Origin of the sequence: Duganella fentianensis, from assembly GCF_009857835.1 — a bacterium.
Classification (GTDB): domain Bacteria; phylum Pseudomonadota; class Gammaproteobacteria; order Burkholderiales; family Burkholderiaceae_D; genus Rugamonas; species Rugamonas fentianensis.
Map to the genome: position 1 here is coordinate 298164 of NZ_WWCL01000002.1, position 15925 is coordinate 314088.

At 61.9% G+C, this 15925-nt stretch carries 13 protein-coding genes; 5 read left to right on the forward strand and 8 right to left on the reverse strand.

The features are described 5' to 3' along the window. Positions 1–2 precede the first annotated feature (2 nt). Genes GTP23_RS09195 through ompR form a run of 3 tightly spaced genes read right to left on the reverse strand, consistent with a single transcriptional unit; the run spans position 3 to position 2871 of the window. The gene (locus GTP23_RS09195; protein ID WP_229256022.1) at positions 3–737 is read right to left on the reverse strand and encodes a hypothetical protein; all 735 of its coding nucleotides are present in this window, start codon (positions 735–737) and stop codon (positions 3–5) included. Then, positions 734–2086: an ATP-binding protein gene (locus tag GTP23_RS09200; RefSeq protein ID WP_371866911.1), complete on the reverse strand. Its 1353-nt coding sequence runs from the start codon at positions 2084–2086 to the stop codon at positions 734–736. The genes GTP23_RS09195 and GTP23_RS09200 overlap by 4 nt, the downstream gene beginning before the upstream one ends. A gap of 17 nt (positions 2087–2103) precedes the next feature. Next, on the reverse strand, positions 2104–2871 hold the full coding sequence (gene ompR / locus GTP23_RS09205) for an osmolarity response regulator transcription factor OmpR (protein ID WP_155435023.1): 768 nt from the start codon (positions 2869–2871) through the stop codon (positions 2104–2106). A gap of 172 nt (positions 2872–3043) precedes the next feature. Between ompR and GTP23_RS23080 the strand changes: the two genes are divergently transcribed. From GTP23_RS23080 to GTP23_RS09220, 3 genes are all read left to right on the forward strand, one after another. Then, positions 3044–3442 carry a hypothetical protein gene (locus tag GTP23_RS23080; protein WP_161034906.1) on the forward strand — a complete coding sequence of 133 codons (399 nt, stop codon included), beginning with the start codon at positions 3044–3046 and terminating at the stop codon, positions 3440–3442. Between the two features lie 214 nt (positions 3443–3656). Further along, entirely contained in the window at positions 3657–5537 is a 1881-nt protein-coding gene (locus tag GTP23_RS09215) for a flagellar assembly protein A (RefSeq protein ID WP_371866872.1), read from the forward strand. Between the two features lie 72 nt (positions 5538–5609). After that, positions 5610–7484 carry a flagellar assembly protein A gene (locus GTP23_RS09220; RefSeq protein ID WP_161034907.1) on the forward strand — a complete coding sequence of 625 codons (1875 nt, stop codon included), beginning with the start codon at positions 5610–5612 and terminating at the stop codon, positions 7482–7484. Positions 7485–7513: 29 nt separating this feature from the next. Here GTP23_RS09220 and GTP23_RS09225 read toward each other — a convergent pair whose 3' ends face one another. Further along, the gene (locus tag GTP23_RS09225) at positions 7514–8608 is read right to left on the reverse strand and encodes a CaiB/BaiF CoA transferase family protein (RefSeq protein WP_229256023.1); all 1095 of its coding nucleotides are present in this window, start codon (positions 8606–8608) and stop codon (positions 7514–7516) included. Positions 8609–8733: 125 nt separating this feature from the next. On the opposite strand from GTP23_RS09225, the gene GTP23_RS09230 reads away from it, so the two are divergent. After that, positions 8734–9216 carry a chemotaxis protein CheW gene (locus GTP23_RS09230; RefSeq protein ID WP_229256024.1) on the forward strand — a complete coding sequence of 161 codons (483 nt, stop codon included), beginning with the start codon at positions 8734–8736 and terminating at the stop codon, positions 9214–9216. A 37-nt stretch (positions 9217–9253) separates the two neighbouring features. Here GTP23_RS09230 and GTP23_RS09235 read toward each other — a convergent pair whose 3' ends face one another. From GTP23_RS09235 to GTP23_RS09250, 4 genes are read right to left on the reverse strand one after another with little or no spacing between them, the layout of a single operon-like run. Beyond that, positions 9254–11293, reverse strand: coding sequence for an ATP-binding cassette domain-containing protein (locus tag GTP23_RS09235; protein WP_161034908.1), 2040 nt, complete (start codon positions 11291–11293; stop codon positions 9254–9256). Between the two features lie 59 nt (positions 11294–11352). Beyond that, positions 11353–12240, reverse strand: coding sequence for a 50S ribosomal protein L3 N(5)-glutamine methyltransferase (gene prmB / locus GTP23_RS09240; protein ID WP_161034909.1), 888 nt, complete (start codon positions 12238–12240; stop codon positions 11353–11355). Positions 12241–12291: 51 nt separating this feature from the next. Then, entirely contained in the window at positions 12292–13425 is a 1134-nt protein-coding gene (gene dapE / locus GTP23_RS09245; RefSeq protein WP_161034910.1) for a succinyl-diaminopimelate desuccinylase, read from the reverse strand. A 9-nt stretch (positions 13426–13434) separates the two neighbouring features. Then, entirely contained in the window at positions 13435–13788 is a 354-nt protein-coding gene (locus GTP23_RS09250; RefSeq protein ID WP_161034911.1) for an ArsC family reductase, read from the reverse strand. 361 nt (positions 13789–14149) lie between these two features. Here GTP23_RS09250 and GTP23_RS09255 point away from each other — a divergent pair, with 361 nt between their 5' ends. Next, entirely contained in the window at positions 14150–15790 is a 1641-nt protein-coding gene (locus tag GTP23_RS09255; protein WP_161034912.1) for a methyl-accepting chemotaxis protein, read from the forward strand. Positions 15791–15925 lie beyond the last annotated feature (135 nt).

Here is a 15925-nt window from a genome sequence, read left to right on the forward strand (position 1 = left end):
TGCTAGGGGCAGCTGACATTCCACGCCGCGTATTCGCCGCGGTGCTTGCGCACTGCCACCCGCACGCGCGTGTCGCGGTCGCTATCGAAGACCAGCGCGTACATTTTGGCGGCGCCATCCGCGGCGGCTGCCGGTTCGATGGCGCTCAGCGTAAAGGGCAGGGCGCGCTGGCGTATGCATTGCGAGTTCCCGGCCAGTAGCAGACGGGCACGCTGCAACAGTTCGCCGTGCTGGCGCAGCAGGGCCACTACATCGTCGGGTGGTACGCCGGGGTCCATCAGTACCGTGTGCGCCACTGCCGTGCAGATGGTGTTGGGACGGGCCAGCCAGACATGCCATGTGGGCGGCTGGGCGGCCGGTTGCCAGCGCGTGCCCGCTTTGGCGCCGGCGTCGTAGATGTAGCTGGAACGGATCTGGCGGCACAGGTCTACGGCCGAATGGCGCGGTGCGCTGTCGACGCGGGCGATGACCTGCCATGGCTGGCCACGGCGGCGCGCAATCTCGAACGCCGGTGCGAACAGCGGCGCGACGGGGCGCGCACCAGCTGCCTCGCTCAGTGCCAGCTGGCGGTAGTAGTCATCGAAGCTGCTGCGCTCTGCTTCGGTCGGCTCGCGCTGCTGCGAGGAGCTGGCGGCGCCTTTGCCGTGGGCGCTGGCGCCTGCCAGCAGCAGGGCGGACAGGCATAGCGTCAGGACGCGGCGGGGCCTGGCGTACTGGTTAAGGATAGCCTGCCTCATACTGCTTTCATGCTGATCTGGATCTGCAGGCCGCCGCCTTCGCGGTTGCGCACCTGCAGTTCGGCGCCATGGCGCTGGATCACCCGTTCGACGATGGCCAGACCGAGGCCGGCGCCGTTGGCCTGTCCGCGTGCCGTGTCGAGGCGGGTGAAGGGTTTCAGCAATTGCTCGATCTGCTCGTCCGGCACACCCGTGCCGTGGTCCTGCACTTCGATCAGGATGCGGCGCGCTGCATGGCTACCTTTGAAGCTGCAGCGGATATCGATCTCGGTGACATCGCTGCCCGGCGTCTTGCCGTAGCGGCGCGCGTTTTCGATCAGGTTGTTGATGACGCGTTTCAGATCGGTGGCATTGCCCATGGCGTGGGCATCTGCCGTGATTTCGGTGCAGATGCGCACATCGGGCAGGCGCTCCGCTTCATGCGCGGTTTCTTCCAGCAGGGCCGACAGGTCGATGCTGGTGAAGCTGGAAGCTTCCGTCGGTTTGGCGTAATCGAGGAACTGGCCGATGATGTCGTCCATCTGGCCGATGTCGGACTGCATGCCTTCGCGCGCTTCTTTCGACAGGTCGGCCATCTCCACTTCCAGCTGCATGCGTGCCAGCGGGGTGCGCAGGTCGTGCGATATCCCGGCCAGAATCACGGCGCGGTCCGATTCCACCTGCTGCAGCTGTACCACCATCTGGTTGAAGCTGCGGTTGGCTTCCATGATTTCGGCCGGCCCTTTTTCCGGCAGCGGCGCCGGCCGCCGGCCTTGCGCAAACGCCCGCGTGGCCTGCGTCAGGCGGCGCAGCGGCAGGTTGATCAGGCTGGATATGAAGGCCGCACCGATCAGAGACACTACCGATACCACGCTGGCCCAGCCCAGCCACTGTATGCCTGTCAGGCCGCGTATGCGCTCGCGTTCCAGCATCAGCCAGTAGGCATCGTCGTCGATCTTGAAGCTGACCCAGAAGCCCGGCGTGCCATTCACCTTGGACGAGAAGCGGGTGTCCGGCCCCAGTTTGGCACGCACCAGTTTTTCGATGTCGGGCATGAGGGCATTGGCGGGCGGCGGCTCGACCTTGTCGTCATCCTCCAGCGCGAACACGCGTATGCCTTCGTTGGCCACCAGATCGAACAGTAGCTCGCGCCGCAGTTCGGGCGCCGAGTGGGTCAGGGCGGCATGGGTGATGGTGACCACCGAGATCACCTGCGAGGAAATCTGCTGGACTTGCGGTTCGTGCTGCACCACGCTGATCATGCCGACCCAGGCCGTCATGCTCAGCGTGGTGAGGGCGCCCAGCAGGAAGAAGGTGCGCCAGAACAGGCCACTTTTCAGGCTAGCCAGCCGGAGCGAGAAACGGGACATCATTACGCGGGCGCGCCTTAGCGCGGCTGACCCTCCGGTATGAAGACATAGCCCAGACCCCAGACGGTCTGGATGTACAGCGGGCTCGATGGATCAGGTTCGATCAGCTTGCGCAGACGCGAAATCTGCACGTCCAGACTGCGGTCGAACACTTCGTATTCGCGGCCGCGTGCCAGTTCCATCAGCTTCTCGCGCGACAGCGGCTGGCGTGCGTGGCGGGCAAATACCTTGAGTACGGAGAATTCGCCCGTGGTCAGCGGCACTGTCTCGCCGTTTTTCTTCAGCGTGCGGGTGCCCAGATCGAGCACGAACTGGCCGAACTCGAACGATTGCGGGGTTTCCGATGGTGCGCCCGGAATCTCGTCCGGACCACGGCGGCGCAGCACGGCGCCAATGCGGGCCACCAGTTCGCGCGGGTTGAAGGGCTTGGGCAGGTAGTCGTCGGCGCCCATTTCCAGCCCGACGATGCGGTCCACGTCTTCACCTTTGGCGGTCAGCATGATGATGGGGGTCTGGTCACCCGCACCGCGCAGGCGGCGGCAGATCGACAGGCCGTCTTCGCCGGGCAGCATCAGGTCCAGCACCAGCAGGTCATAGCGCTCGCGCAGCCAGAGCTTGTTCATGGCGGTGGCATTTTCTGCCGTGAAGACGTTGAAACCCTGTTCGGTCAGATAGCGGCGCAGCAGATCGCGCAGGCGCACGTCGTCGTCCACTACCATGATTTTGGCCTGATGGCCATTCAGGTTGGCGGCGCTGTTGCTGGATTCAGTCGATAAACTAGTCATGTCCCTGCCAGATTTGTCATATTCATGTTGCTATGGTAACGTCATAATCGTTCCACGAAAATGCCTGATTAAAGGCATTACAAAGTGTTACAAACTTTACCCAATTGCTCTTACGGCGTCCGGTAATCCAGCATACACTCGGGACATAGATTCAGTCATTAGGAACGCCAAGATGGGCATCACTCACAAAAAAATGAACGCGGCAGCCAGCGCATATTTTTGCGTGCGGTCGTCCGTCAGCGCCTTGCTGGCGTGCGGCGTGGTATGTGCCGGTCTGGCCCAGGCGGCCGATATGGGTGAAGGCCAGCACCGTGATGAAGGCCGTAGTGGTCCGGGACGCGATATGTCGGCGGGCCGGGGGCAGGATGGCCGGAGCAGCGATCTGCGCCAGATCGATCCGCGCAGCTACGAAGCACGCGCCGAAGAGCAGCGCCGCGCCATGCAGGAAGCTGGCCGCAATGCCGAAATGAATCGCCGGGCCGGTCGCCTGACGCCCGACGAGCGGCGTGATCTGCGTCGCCAGATCAATGAAGCGGGGCAGGACATTTACGCCAATCCGCCGCGGCGCTAGTTTGCCTTCATTCGCGCCTCGATTTGCTCCCCATTATTGCTGCATACTTATCAATGTATTATTGATATGTAGCAATTAGTTCACAATTATGCTTCCCACAATGTGAATTACTCAACCTTCCTTTTAGGCAGCGTGTAAGATTAATTAATTGCACGCAATGTCTGAACGCGTGCATGCCGTTCGGAGGGAGATAGTGGTTCAAGACGTTGCTCTAGTGACATCAGAGGAGGAAGTTGGCGCTCCGGGCGTCGGCTTGCCTGTCGGTCTGGTGCGTCAGGGTGATGGTATCTTCATCGACATGTCGATGTCGCAACTGACGCTGGTGGCCGCGATCAACGAGGTGTTCCACTCGCACCGCTATTTTGCCGGTCTCGACTACAAGGTGCTGATCAAGGCCCTGTATGGCGTGGGGCCGGAAATGCCCAGCAAGGATCTGGTACGCATCGCCACTGATCTCGGTGAAATCGCGCCCGAGCGGGTGGCCCTGTACAAGCCGCCTAAACTGGGGCGCGGCTATGCCGAATACTATTTCGAAACGCTGTATCTGGAAGCCCAGGAGCTGTCCGACGGCACCATCATACCCGAGCGTCCCACCCGCCTGAACGTAGATGAATTCGTCACCGAGATGTGGAACAAGGGCATATTGTTCGGCATCGAAGTGGCAGCCGTGGCGGCCGCGATTGCTTCCACCAAGTCGGACCGCATCACTGTGGCCATCGATCTGGATCCGCAGCCGGGCCAGAATGCCCGGGTGGAAGAAGTCTCGTCCGATCTGCACCGCAGCGACGCGCCCAAGGAGCGGGCTGATGGCCGGGTCGATCTGGGCAGCTTCCAGAACCGCTTCCCGCAGATCGAAGCCAATGTCAAACTGCTCAAGAAGATACCGGCCGTGCCGGGCCTGCCCGGCTACGACACGGGCGGACGCCGCACGGCGCCCGATGCACCGCAGGACCTGACGCTGAGCTTCTTCGCCGGCGAGGGCACGGAAGTGCGCATGTTCGAAGATGGCGAATATGTGGTGTCGACCCGCAAGGGCTTCCTGAATGTGGATGCCAAGTCCAAGCGCATCTCCATCACCGACAAGATCATCAGCCTCGATGGCGTCAGCGGCAAGACCACGGGCAATCTGGAGCTGGCCGGCGCCTACGAGGAATTCGGTGATATCCAGGAACAGCGCGAAGTGACGGGTAGCGATATCACCGTGCACGGCAATGTCTACGGCAATATCACTTCGCGCGGCGGCACCGTGGTGCTGGGGCAGAATCTGGTCAGCGGCGCAGTACACAATGCGGCCGGCAATATCACCATCAGCGGGGTGGCCTCCGGTTCGGTGATCCATACGGATAGCGGCCAGATCGTCATAGGCCGGGCCGAGAACTGCGTCATTTCCGGCACCAGCGTAACGATTACCGATGCCTCCAATTGCGAAATCATCGCCGACCATGTGCGCATCGAGCTGGCCGAAGGCTGCGCCGTTGCGGGCGGCGATGTGGAGATCGACAGTGCCGGTCCGCGCCGGCGCACGGAAATGCTGGTGCATGTGCTGGTGCGCGATGTCAGCCAGTTCGATCAGGAGATCAGCGAGCTGGGTCAGCGCGAAACGGTGCTGCAGCAGGCGAATGCCGAAGTCCAGCAGAAGATCGATGCGATCGCCGCCATTCCCGATGTGCGCCGCTATCTGGCGCTGGCGCAGAAGCTGCGCAATCAGGAACTGCAGCTGTCGCCCGAGCAGGGCCATCTGCTGCGCAAGATAGCCGGCGCAGTGGCAACCGAATTGCAAGCCATCTCCACGCTGCGCGATGAACTGCGCCCCGGCCATGCCCAGCTCAAGATGACGCAGGAGAAGCTGCAGCGCGTGATCGAGCAGAAGCTCGCTGCCACCGGCCATGCACGCTGCTGCCTGCGCATGGTGTGCGGCGAAACCATGGTGCGTACCATGCCGTTCCAGAGCACCAGCACGGCGCTGATCCAGCAGCCGGCCAAGGACCTCAAGCAGCGCCTGCGCAACGGCGGCGCGGGCCGCATGCTGTTCTGCGACAGTGCCGGTGCGCTGGACTGGCATCTGGACCCGCGCGCACCTTCGATCGCCAGCTAGCCATGCACTGCCAAATTTCTAGCGTTCATGCTAATCTAGTTTCGGGAATTGCCCCGTTTTGTGAGGAACATTGTGTCGGATGAGGCTCAGGCGCCAGGACAGGCGGTAGAGGGTGATCTGCCTGCAGCAATCATCAAGCGTCCCGACGGTATCTTCTTTGCGCGGGAGGCCTCGCCACGTTCCTGCCTTTCTGCGGTAAGTCAGGTTTTCCTCAGCAGCTCCTATTTTGCTGGTCTCGATTACGCGATTCTGATCAAGCTTTTATACAATTGCGGGCCGGATCTGCCGCCCAATCTGGCCAGCCAGCCCATGATCCGCTTTGCGGCCAGCATAGAACCGTTTCACCCCACCCGCCGCACGCTGTACAAGGCCGTCAAACTGATTAACGGCGAAGCCGAGTACTTCTTCGAGCCGGTATTTTTCGAGATCCCCGATATGCCCGCCCAGCCGGCGCGGCTGAATTTCGACGAGTTCGTTTCCGATATGTGGGTCAAGGGCGTACGCTTCGGCATCGATGCGCCAGCCATACGCGATGTGATTTCCTACGGCCGCGTAGCGCGCATTGTGGCGGCGCGCCGGCTGGCCGCAGCGCCGGGACGTGACGCTACTATCGAGGAAGTGTCGCAGGATATCCACCGCAGCGATGCGCCGCGCGAGAAAAAAGATGGCAAGCTCGATCTGCAGGCTTTCCAGAACCGCTTCCCGCAGGTCAAGGCCAATGTCCGCCTGCTGCGCAAAGTGCCGCGCGTGATGGGTGCGCGCGGCTATGAATTGTCCGGCATCGTGCTGGAGCCGCCTGTGCCACGCGATCTGGAACTGAGCGATATGGCGGGCGAAGGCACGGTGATCGAGAACAGCCCCGATGGCGAGTTTCTGGTGTCCGCGGTGGAAGGCTTCCTCAGCATCGACGCAACTACCAAGCGTTTGTCGATCGGCCCCAAGATTATCAGCCGCGAAGGCGTGAGTGCGCGCACTACGGGCAATCTGCAACTGACAGGCGAGTACGAGGAATTCGGCGACGTGCAGGAACAGCGCGTAGTCGATGGCGGCAATATCACCATCCATGGTGATGTATTCGGCAACATCAGTTCGCGCGGCGGCACCATTACGCTGAGCCGCAATCTGATGGGCGGCACCACTACCAATCAGGAAGGCGATATTCTGGTACGGGGCGTGGCTTCTGGTGCCGTGCTGCAGACCCGCAAGGGCGAGGTGCATCTGACGCGGGCCGAAAGCTGCATCATTTCCGGCTCCAGGGTGTATATCGACGAAGCCAGCAACTGCGAAATTCTGGCCGAGGAAGTGCACATCAAGGTGGCCGAGGGCTGCGCCATCGGTGCCCGCAAGATCGAAATCCAGAGCGCGGGCCCGCGCCGCCAGCACGAAATGCTGCTGTACACGCTGGTGCCCGATCTGTCCAAGTTCAACAAGAAGATCATGGAGCTGCAGCCGCGCGTGCAGCAGACGGCGCACGAAGCGCGCATACGGCGCAATGAAATCGAAGCGCTGTCCGGACAGACGGAAGTGCGCACCTATCTGTCGCTGGCCACGCGCGTGCGCAAGCGCGAGGTGGTGCTGACACCCGATCAGGAACAGCTGTTCCACAAGATGGCTGCCAATGTGGGGCCTTCGCTGCGAGCCATCTCCAAGTTGTCGCTGCTGCTGAAGGCAGCCGAAGTGCAGCACGAGCAGGCGCAGGAAGAAGTCAATCTGATCGAGCGGCAGAAGCTGACTATCATGCGCGGTTCCCACTGCAAGGTGGAGCAGCTGACGGGCGATGTGCTGCTGCGGACCATGAGTTTCGCGCCCGACGGCAATCCGCCGTATGACAGGCCTGCCAAAGACCTGAAGGCCAAGGTGCGCACCACCGTGCCCGGCATGCATGTGGTGTTCTCCGGCAGCCACGGCCCGCTGGACTGGACTCCGCCGCTGGAACCGGACGCCTGAGCGCTAGCGCCGGTCGCCGGATCTGCCGGCTAGTAGTGGAATTGCACGGGCTGGCCTACGCTCCAGTACAGGCCTTCGCTGGGATGCTCGCGCTGGCTGACCAGCGTGGCGAATAGCGGGTGCTGCAAGGCTTCTTCCGTGGTGAGCACGGGCGTGACACAGCAATCGGCGGCAGCAAAGCGGGCGCTCCACTCGGCCAGCGTACGGCGGGCGAACAGTTCGGCCAGTTCCGCCTTGACGGCCATGGCATCGGCACCGCCTACCTGCTGGCCCAGTTGCCAGTGGTGCTGCTTGAGGTCCGGCCGCTGCAGCACTTCGCAGCAGGTCTGCCAGAATTTCAGTTCCAGTGCGCCCACGGCCATGTAGCGTCCGTCGGCCGTGCGGTACACGCTGTAGCAGGGCACACCGCCGGTCAGCAGATCGGCGCCGGCGACGGCTGGCGCACCATTGTTCACGGCCACCAGCGGCATGATGTTATGTGCCATGACCGTGGCCGTCATCGAAATATCCACCAGCCTTCCGGCGCCGCCCATCTTGACGGCGACCAGTGCCGCCAGTATGCCTTGCAGCGCTGCCTGCGCTCCGCCCAGCAGATCGCCGATCTGCAGATTGGGCAGCACCGGCACACCATCGCTGGCGCAGTTCTGCGCCAGCATGCCGGCATAGCCGATGTAGTTGATATCGTGGCCGGCCTGCTGTGCCAGCGGGCCTTGCTGGCCGTAGCCGGAAATGGCGCACATGACGAGGCGCGGATTGCGCTGTTTCAGCACGCTCCAGCCCAGCCCCAGCTTGTCCATCACGCCGGGCCGGAAGCTCTCCACCAGCACATCCGCCTGTTCCACCATGGCCAGCAGCTGCTCACGCTGGGCTGCATCTTTCAGGTCCAGCCGCTGCAGCTGCTTGCCGCGGTTGACGGCCACGAAGAACTGCGACACCTGATTGCGCACGGGCCCCATGCTGCGTGCATAGTCGCCGGGACCGGGGTCTTCGATCTTGATGACTTCGGCGCCCATGTCGGCCAGATGCATGGTGGCGACGGGGCCGGGCAGCAGACGGGTCAGATCGAGCACCCGTATGCCACGTAGTGGCTGCTCGGGCGGCATGACTGGCTGGTCGGGTTTCATGCAAGGATTGTAGCAGCGCACAGGGCGGGGACCGGCAAAAGTTGACGCTGCTCAACGCTTTGCGGGCCTGCCGAGGCTAGGATGAGACATGCTTGTTATCCCGCTTCGTGGACGAAAGGATGATCATGTCTGGTTTGACTATGCACACTCAGGACGCTGCCGCCGGCGCTGGCCAGTATCTGGTATTCCGCCTAGGCGGGCTTGATTACGCGCTCGATTTTGCCAAGGTCAGGGAGCTGCGCCCCTTGCAGGCACTGGAGCGCTTTGCTTCGGCCGGCGAAATCGTGGCTGGTGTGGCGGTATCGCACGGAGTCATCATGCCCATTGTGGATATGCGCGTGGCGTTCGGTCCCCGTCCGCCGCAGCATGATCCGCGCACGGACGTGATCATTCTGCAGCTGTCCGATGCCGTGGTGGGCATCGTGGTGGATGGCATTACCGATGTGGTGACGCTGTCGCTGGAGCAGGTGCAGCCCATCGCCGGTGCCGCCAGTGTCGATTACCTGCTGGGGCGGGGCGAGGTCGATGGCCGCCGCCTGATTGTGGTCGATATCGAGAAGCTGATGTCGGTGCGCAAAGCGCCGGTCGGCGTGCGGCAGGCAGCGTGAGTGCCGGCCGGCGCTGCCGGCCGCAGTAGCTGTTACTCTAGGCCAGCGCTTCCAGCTGTTCGTGCAGCGACAGCCATTCGGATTCCAGCTCGCCCAGTTCGCGCGTGACGTCGGTCTGCTCGGCCAGCAGCTTGATCAGGCGCGGCTTGTTGGCGGCGTCGTAGATGTCCGGCTCGGCCAGCTGTGCTTCGATCTGGCTTTTCTGGGTGCTGCGTTTGGCCATCTGTTCGTCGACCTTTTTCAGCTTCTGCTCCAGCGGCTTGCGCTGGGCCGACAGGCGCTGACGGTCTTCCGCTGCCTGCCGCTTCTGTTCCTTGGTCTGGAAGGTAGCGGCTGGCGCGGCAGCAGTGCTGGCTGCCGGGGCTGCCGGCGCAGGCGCGGGCGCAGCAGCGACGGGCGACGTCACCGGGTAATCGGTCTGGTTGGCTTTGCCCGCAGCGGGCAGCACATCCGTGCCTTTACCCAGCTTGGTCTGCATCATCCAGTCCTTGTAGTCATCGAGGTCGCCGTCGAACGGTTGCAGCTTGCCGTCGGCAACGATGATGAACTGGTCGGTGGTGGCGCGCAGCAGGTGTCTATCGTGCGAGACCACTACCAGCGTGCCTTCGAACTGGGCCAGCGCTTCCGTCAGCGCTTCGCGGGTTTCCAGATCCAGGTGGTTGGTCGGTTCATCGAGCAGCAGCAGGTTAGGGCGCTGCCAGACGATCAGGGCCAGCGCCAGACGGGCTTTCTCGCCGCCCGAGAATGGTGCGATCGGGCTGGTCACCATGGTGCCGGGGAAGTTGAAGCCGCCGAGGAAGTTGCGCAGTTCCTGTTCGCGCACGGTAGGCGCGATCTTGGCCAGATGCCACAGCGGCGATTCGTCGTGACGCAGCATTTCCACCTGATGCTGGGCGAAGTAGCCGATGTTGAGGCCTTTGCCCACAGTGGCAGTACCGGTCAGCGGTGCCAGTTCGCCGGCGATGGTCTTGATCAGGGTCGATTTACCGGCACCGTTCACACCGAGCAGGCCGATACGCTGGCCGATCTGCAGCGAGAAGTTGATGTGGTTGACGATGGTCTTGCTGGTGATCTCGCCCGTCTTCTCGTTTTCGCTGCGGTAGCCGGCATCCACGTCCTCCATCACCAGCAGCGGGTTCGGTGCGTTGAGCGGCTCGCGGAATTCGAAGGAGAATTCGGCGGCGGCGCGCAGCGGCGCCAGTTCTTCCATCTTGGCCAGCGCCTTCATACGGCTCTGGGCCTGACGCGCTTTGGAAGCCTTGGCCTTGAAGCGGTTGATGAAGGATTCGAGGTGGGCACGCTTGCGCTGCTGCTTTTCCATGGCACCGGCGGCCAGTATCATCTGCGCGGCGCGCTGGCGTTCGAACGAGGAGTAATTGCCCGAGTAGCGCTTGAGCTTGCGCTCGTCGATGTGCACGATGACGTTGACGATTTCGTCGAGGAAGTCGCGATCGTGCGAGATGATCAAGAGCGTGCCGGTGTAGCGTTTCAGCCAGTCTTCCAGCCAGATGATGGCGTCCAGATCCAGGTGGTTGGTCGGTTCATCGAGCAGCAGCAGGTCGGAAGGGCACATCAGCGCCTGCGCCAGATTCAGACGCATACGCCAGCCGCCCGAGAAACTCGAGACGGGCTGCTTCATCTGCTCCAGCGTGAAGCCCAGACCCAGCAGCAGCTGTTCGCCGCGCGACTGCACGGTGTAGGCGTCGGCATCGGCCAGCGCGCTATACACTTCGCCGATGGCGAGGCCGTTCTCGGTCGATTCCGGTTCCGCTTCCAGCCGCGCCAGTTCCGCTTCCAGCTTGCGCAGATTGACGTCGCCATCGATGGCGTAATCGAGTGCCGCCCGTTCCAGCGGCGGGGTTTCCTGTGCCACGTAAGCGACGCGCCATTTGGCCGGGAAGTCGATCTCGCCCTGATCCGGATGCAGCTCGTTGCGCATCATGGCGAACAGGCTGGATTTGCCGGCGCCGTTAGCGCCGATCAGGCCTATCTTGTCGCCGGGGTTGAGAGTGACATCGACCTGTTCCAGCAGCGGCTTCACGCCGCGCATCAGGCTTACTTGGATAAAACGGATCATCGGTGGTTCTTCTTATCGGGGCTAGGGTGGCAGCGGGTAGCGTGTGGCGTCGCGACGGGTTACAGCTTGAGCTGGTCGGCGGTGAGCAGGAACACCATGTCGTCGCCATTGCTGGTGGTGAGCCAGGTCAGACCCAGTTCACCGAAAGCGGCTTCGGCGAAATCGCGCTCGTTGCCGATTTCGACGATCAACAGGCCATCGTCGGTCAGGCGTTCGGCTGCACCGGCAACGATCTTGCGCACCAGATCCATGCCGTCCTTGCCGCCATCGAGCGCCAGTTCCGGCTCGGCGCGGTATTCCATCGGCAGCTTGCTCATCGAGGCCGAATTCACATACGGCGGATTGGTGATGATCAGGTCGTATTTCTTGTCCGGTACATTGGTGTACAGGTCGGACTGGATCAGCGTCAGGCGGTCCTGCAGTTCGTAGGTGGCGACGTTTTTCTTCGCCACTTCCAGCGCATCGGCCGAGATGTCCACGGCATCCACTTCAGCATCAGGGAAGGCGTCGGCCAGCATGATGGCCAGACAGCCGGAGCCGGTGCACAGTTCCAGCACGTTGCGCACGTTTTCCGGTTCCGTCACCCACGGGGCGAAGTATTGCGGAATCAGCTCGGCGATGAAGGAGCGCGGCACGATGGTGCGCTCGTCCACGTAGAAGCGGTAGCTGCCCAGCCATGCTTCGTTGGTGATGTAGGCAGCCGGCACACGCTCGTTGGTGCGGCGGCCGATCACGGCCAGCACGGCAGCGATTTCTTCGGCCAGCAGCTTGGCATCGAGGAAGGGCTCGAGCCGGTCCAGCGGCAGCTTGAGGGTATGCAGGATCAGGTAGGCCGCTTCATCGAAAGCCTCCGTGCTGCCATGGCCGAAAAACAGGCCGGCAGCATTGAAGCGGGTGACGGCATAGCGCAGCAGGTCGCGCGGCGTGGTGAATGGAGTGGTGTTCATAGCTCTCTCGGTATAACGGTCAACAGGTCGCGCACGCCGCGCAGCGGCAGATCAGGCCAGCAGGTTTTCCAGCGTGCGGCGGTAGATATTCTTCAGCGGATCGACAAAACGCAGTTCGATATGTTCGTCGATCTTGTGGATGCTGGCATTGGGAGGCCCGAATTCTATCACCTGAGGGCAGATCTGCGCGATAAAGCGGCCATCCGAGGTGCCTCCCGTGGTCGACAGTTCCGTCTCGACACCCGTCTCGCTGCGGATGGCGGCGGACAGGGCATCGCTCAGGGTGCCGCGCGGCGTCAGGAAAGGCAGGCCGCTCAAAGCCCATTTCAGGTCGTAGTGCAGGCCGTGTTTGTCGAGGATGGCGTGGACGCGGCGTTTCAGCTCTTCGTGCGTGCTGGCGGTGGAGAAGCGGAAGTTAAAGTCGATCACCATCTGGCCCGGAATCACGTTGTTGGCGCCCGTGCCGGCATTGATGTTGGACATCTGCCACGAGGTAGGCAGGTAGTATTCATTGCCTTCGTCCCAGCGTTCGGCCACCAGTTCGGCCAGGGCCGGTGCCGCCAGATGGATAGGGTTGCGCGCCAGCTGGGGGTAGGCGATGTGGCCCTGCACACCCTTGATGGTGAGTTTGCCCGAGAGCGAGCCGCGGCGGCCATTCTTGATCATGTCGCCCAGCGTCTCGTCCGAGGTCGGTTCGCCGACGATGCAGTAATCCAGCACTTCGCCCCGTTCCTTGAGCATATTGCACACCACTACCGTGCCATCCGTGGCCGGACCTTCTTCATCGCTGGTGATCAGGAAGCCGATCGAACCGCGGTGCTCGGGATGGGCGGCGATGAATTCTTCGCAGGCCACCACCATGCCGGCGATGGAGGTTTTCATGTCGGCCGCGCCGCGGCCATACAGCTTGCCATCGCGGTGGGTAGGGCTGAACGGTTCGGAGCGCCATTGTTCCACCGGGCCGGTAGGCACTACGTCGGTATGGCCGGCAAACACCAGCAGCGGCGCCGTCGTGCCCTTGCGTGCCCACAGATTGGTGACGCCGTTGGATTCTATGGTTTCGCAGACGAAGCCCAGTGGCTCGAGCAGGCTGATCAGATGTTTCTGGCAACCCTGATCGTCGGGCGTTACGGAGGACAGCGATATCAGTTTTTCAGTCAGGGCCAGGGTGCGGGAGGGAGTCATGGTCATGGTTCAGGCGGAAAAGATTTGTTGGTACTGGTCGGCGGAGTAGCCCACGGAGATCTGGCCATCCTTGTCCAGCACGGGGCGTTTGATCACGGACGGCTGCTCGAGCATCAGCGCGATGGCGCTGGCATCATCGACGATGGCCGCTTTGCGCTGCTCGGATAAGTTGCGCCAGGTCAAACCTTTCTTGTTTATCAATACATCGCGGGGGAGCTGTTGTAGCCACGTAGCAACAGTTTCGGCGTTCAGACCGTGTTTTTTAAAGTCATGGAACACGGTTTCAGGGTGGCGTTCTGCAAGCCAGACGCGGGCTTTCTTGACAGTGTCGCAGTTCGGAATGCCGTAGAGGGTGATATGCATGGGCGAACAAAGGCTTTAATATAGGTTGGATAAGGGGCGAGGCGGCGCTAGGATAGCACGCGCGGCCAGCATGCGGCAGTTGTTGGACGTTTCCTACATGACTTCTGCCGGTTTGAGAACCCCCTTGATCAAGTTTTCTCTAATTAATCAAATTTATTAATTTTTGAGTTGCTTCATCAAATTTGAGGTGTTAAAGTTCCATTCAGCAACAATTAGTTGCCTGCCATAAATGCAAGCCCTACACCCGCTTGTGCTGTTCCCTTGGCTAGGTCTGCCCGATTTAACGCGCCAGAATATTTGCACTTTACAAATATTGCGGAATGTTCACGAGACATGCCGCGTTTGATTTTCGGGGAATGCCATGCGCAACAACGGACCAGTTACCAACGTCGAATACGTGCTCAAGGACGAAGAAACCATCGTCTCCAAGACTGATTTGAAAGGGAATATCACCTACGTCAATCAGGACTTCGTCAGAATCAGCGGCTACTCCGAACAGGAACTGATGGGCGCGCCGCAGAACATCCTGCGCCACCCCGATATGCCGGCAGCCGCCTTTGCCGATATGTGGCACTGCCTGCAGGGCGGCAAAGCCTGGAACGGCGTGGTCAAAAATCGCAGCAAGAACGGCGATCACTACTGGGTAGAGGCGAATGCCGCTCCGGTGGTAGAACATGGCCGCATCATAGGCTATGCCTCGATCCGGATCAAACCTAGCCGTGAAAAAGTCAAGGCGGCAGAAGCGGCCTACAAACTGCTGCGCGAAGGCGCTACCCATATCCATGTGCGCCACGGCCAGGTCGTGCCGGCCCGCCACAAGAGCAAATTCAGCCTGCGCCGTATCAGCAGCCTGCGCAGCCGTCTGGCCGCTGCGGGTGGCGTGGCGATCCTGGCCGCACTGGCGACGGCGCTGTTCATCTCCCAGGGCATGCTGCTGTGGGCTAGTTGCGGCGCTGTACTGTCGGTACTGCTGATCGGCCTGCTGTGGGGGGTGGCGTATAACAGCGCAGTCGAGCCGCTGAACCAGATCCGCCACGATATCGAACAGATGAGTGATGGCGATCTGACGCACCATATCGAGGCGCGCGGCTGCAAGGAAGCCAAAGATGCCCTGCAGGCCCTGCGCATCCTGCAGATCAATGTGAAACTGCTGATCGGCCAGATCAAGGAGTCGAGCGACGTGGTCAGCCGCGGCGCGGTGGAAATGGCAGAAGGTAATCAGGAACTGTCGGCTCGCACGGAAGCCCAGGCCAGTTCGCTGGAACAGACGGCCGCCTCGATGGAAGAGCTGACCCAGGCGGTACGCGACAACGCCGAACACGCCAACAAGGCCAATGTGCTGGTCGATACGGCGGCCGATGTCGCTGCCAAAGGCGGCGAAGTGGTGCGCAAGGTGGTGGCCAATATGGAAGAGATTACGGCCGGTTCGCGCCGCATCACGGAAATCATCAGCGTGATCGACGGCATCGCCTTCCAGACCAATATTCTGGCACTCAATGCTGCCGTCGAAGCCGCCCGTGCTGGCGAGCAGGGACGCGGCTTTGCCGTGGTGGCTTCCGAAGTGCGTACGCTGGCCCAGCGTTCGGCCGCTGCCGCCAAGGAAATCAAGGGCGTGATCGAAGCATCGTCGCAGGCTGTGGCCAGCGGCAGCCAGTCGGTGGCCGATGCCGGCCGCATCATGCAGACCATCGTCAGCTCGGTAGCGGAAGTGCATACCCACGTGGCCGATATCAGCCAGGCCAGCAATGACCAGCACGGCGGTATCGAGCAGGTCAATGAAGCCGTGATGCACCTCGATGAAATCACCCAGCAGAATGCCGCCGTGACGGAGCAGGCTGCCGCCGTGGCCAGCGATATGCGCGACCATGCGCTGCATCTGGGCCAGCTGGTCAACCAGTTCAAGCTGGTGAATATCTCGACCCAGCGTAGCGCGGTAGTCGAACGCCAGCCTAAGGTTCTGCAGCGCCAGGCTGCCCGTCGCACGCTGCAACTGGCCTCCTGATAGCGGGGTGGCGGCGCCGCCACGCTGGCGCCGCTTAACCGCGACTTTTCCCCGTATTGCGCTTACAATTCCGGAAAGAAGATTCCTCACGGAAAAAACGATTTCCCCGGCTGCGCCACAGTTGCGCGCCTAGTC

Bases quoted from the DNA above. Each gene is read 5' to 3' on its own strand.
- GTP23_RS09250 (WP_161034911.1), bottom strand. From the start codon at position 13,788: ATGCATATCACCCTCTACGGCATTCCGAACTGCGACACTGTCAAGAAA.
- GTP23_RS09200 (WP_371866911.1), bottom strand. From the start codon at position 2,086: ATGTCCCGTTTCTCGCTCCGGCTGGCTAGCCTGAAAAGTGGCCTGTTC.
- prmB (WP_161034909.1), bottom strand. From the start codon at position 12,240: ATGAACACCACTCCATTCACCACGCCGCGCGACCTGCTGCGCTATGCC.
- GTP23_RS09195 (WP_229256022.1), bottom strand. From the start codon at position 737: ATGAGGCAGGCTATCCTTAACCAGTACGCCAGGCCCCGCCGCGTCCTG.
- dapE (WP_161034910.1), bottom strand. From the start codon at position 13,425: ATGACTCCCTCCCGCACCCTGGCCCTGACTGAAAAACTGATATCGCTG.
- GTP23_RS09230 (WP_229256024.1), top strand. From the start codon at position 8,734: ATGTCTGGTTTGACTATGCACACTCAGGACGCTGCCGCCGGCGCTGGC.
- GTP23_RS09235 (WP_161034908.1), bottom strand. From the start codon at position 11,293: ATGATCCGTTTTATCCAAGTAAGCCTGATGCGCGGCGTGAAGCCGCTG.
- ompR (WP_155435023.1), bottom strand. From the start codon at position 2,871: ATGACTAGTTTATCGACTGAATCCAGCAACAGCGCCGCCAACCTGAAT.
- GTP23_RS23080 (WP_161034906.1), top strand. From the start codon at position 3,044: ATGGGCATCACTCACAAAAAAATGAACGCGGCAGCCAGCGCATATTTT.
- GTP23_RS09255 (WP_161034912.1), top strand. From the start codon at position 14,150: ATGCGCAACAACGGACCAGTTACCAACGTCGAATACGTGCTCAAGGAC.
- GTP23_RS09225 (WP_229256023.1), bottom strand. From the start codon at position 8,608: ATGAAACCCGACCAGCCAGTCATGCCGCCCGAGCAGCCACTACGTGGC.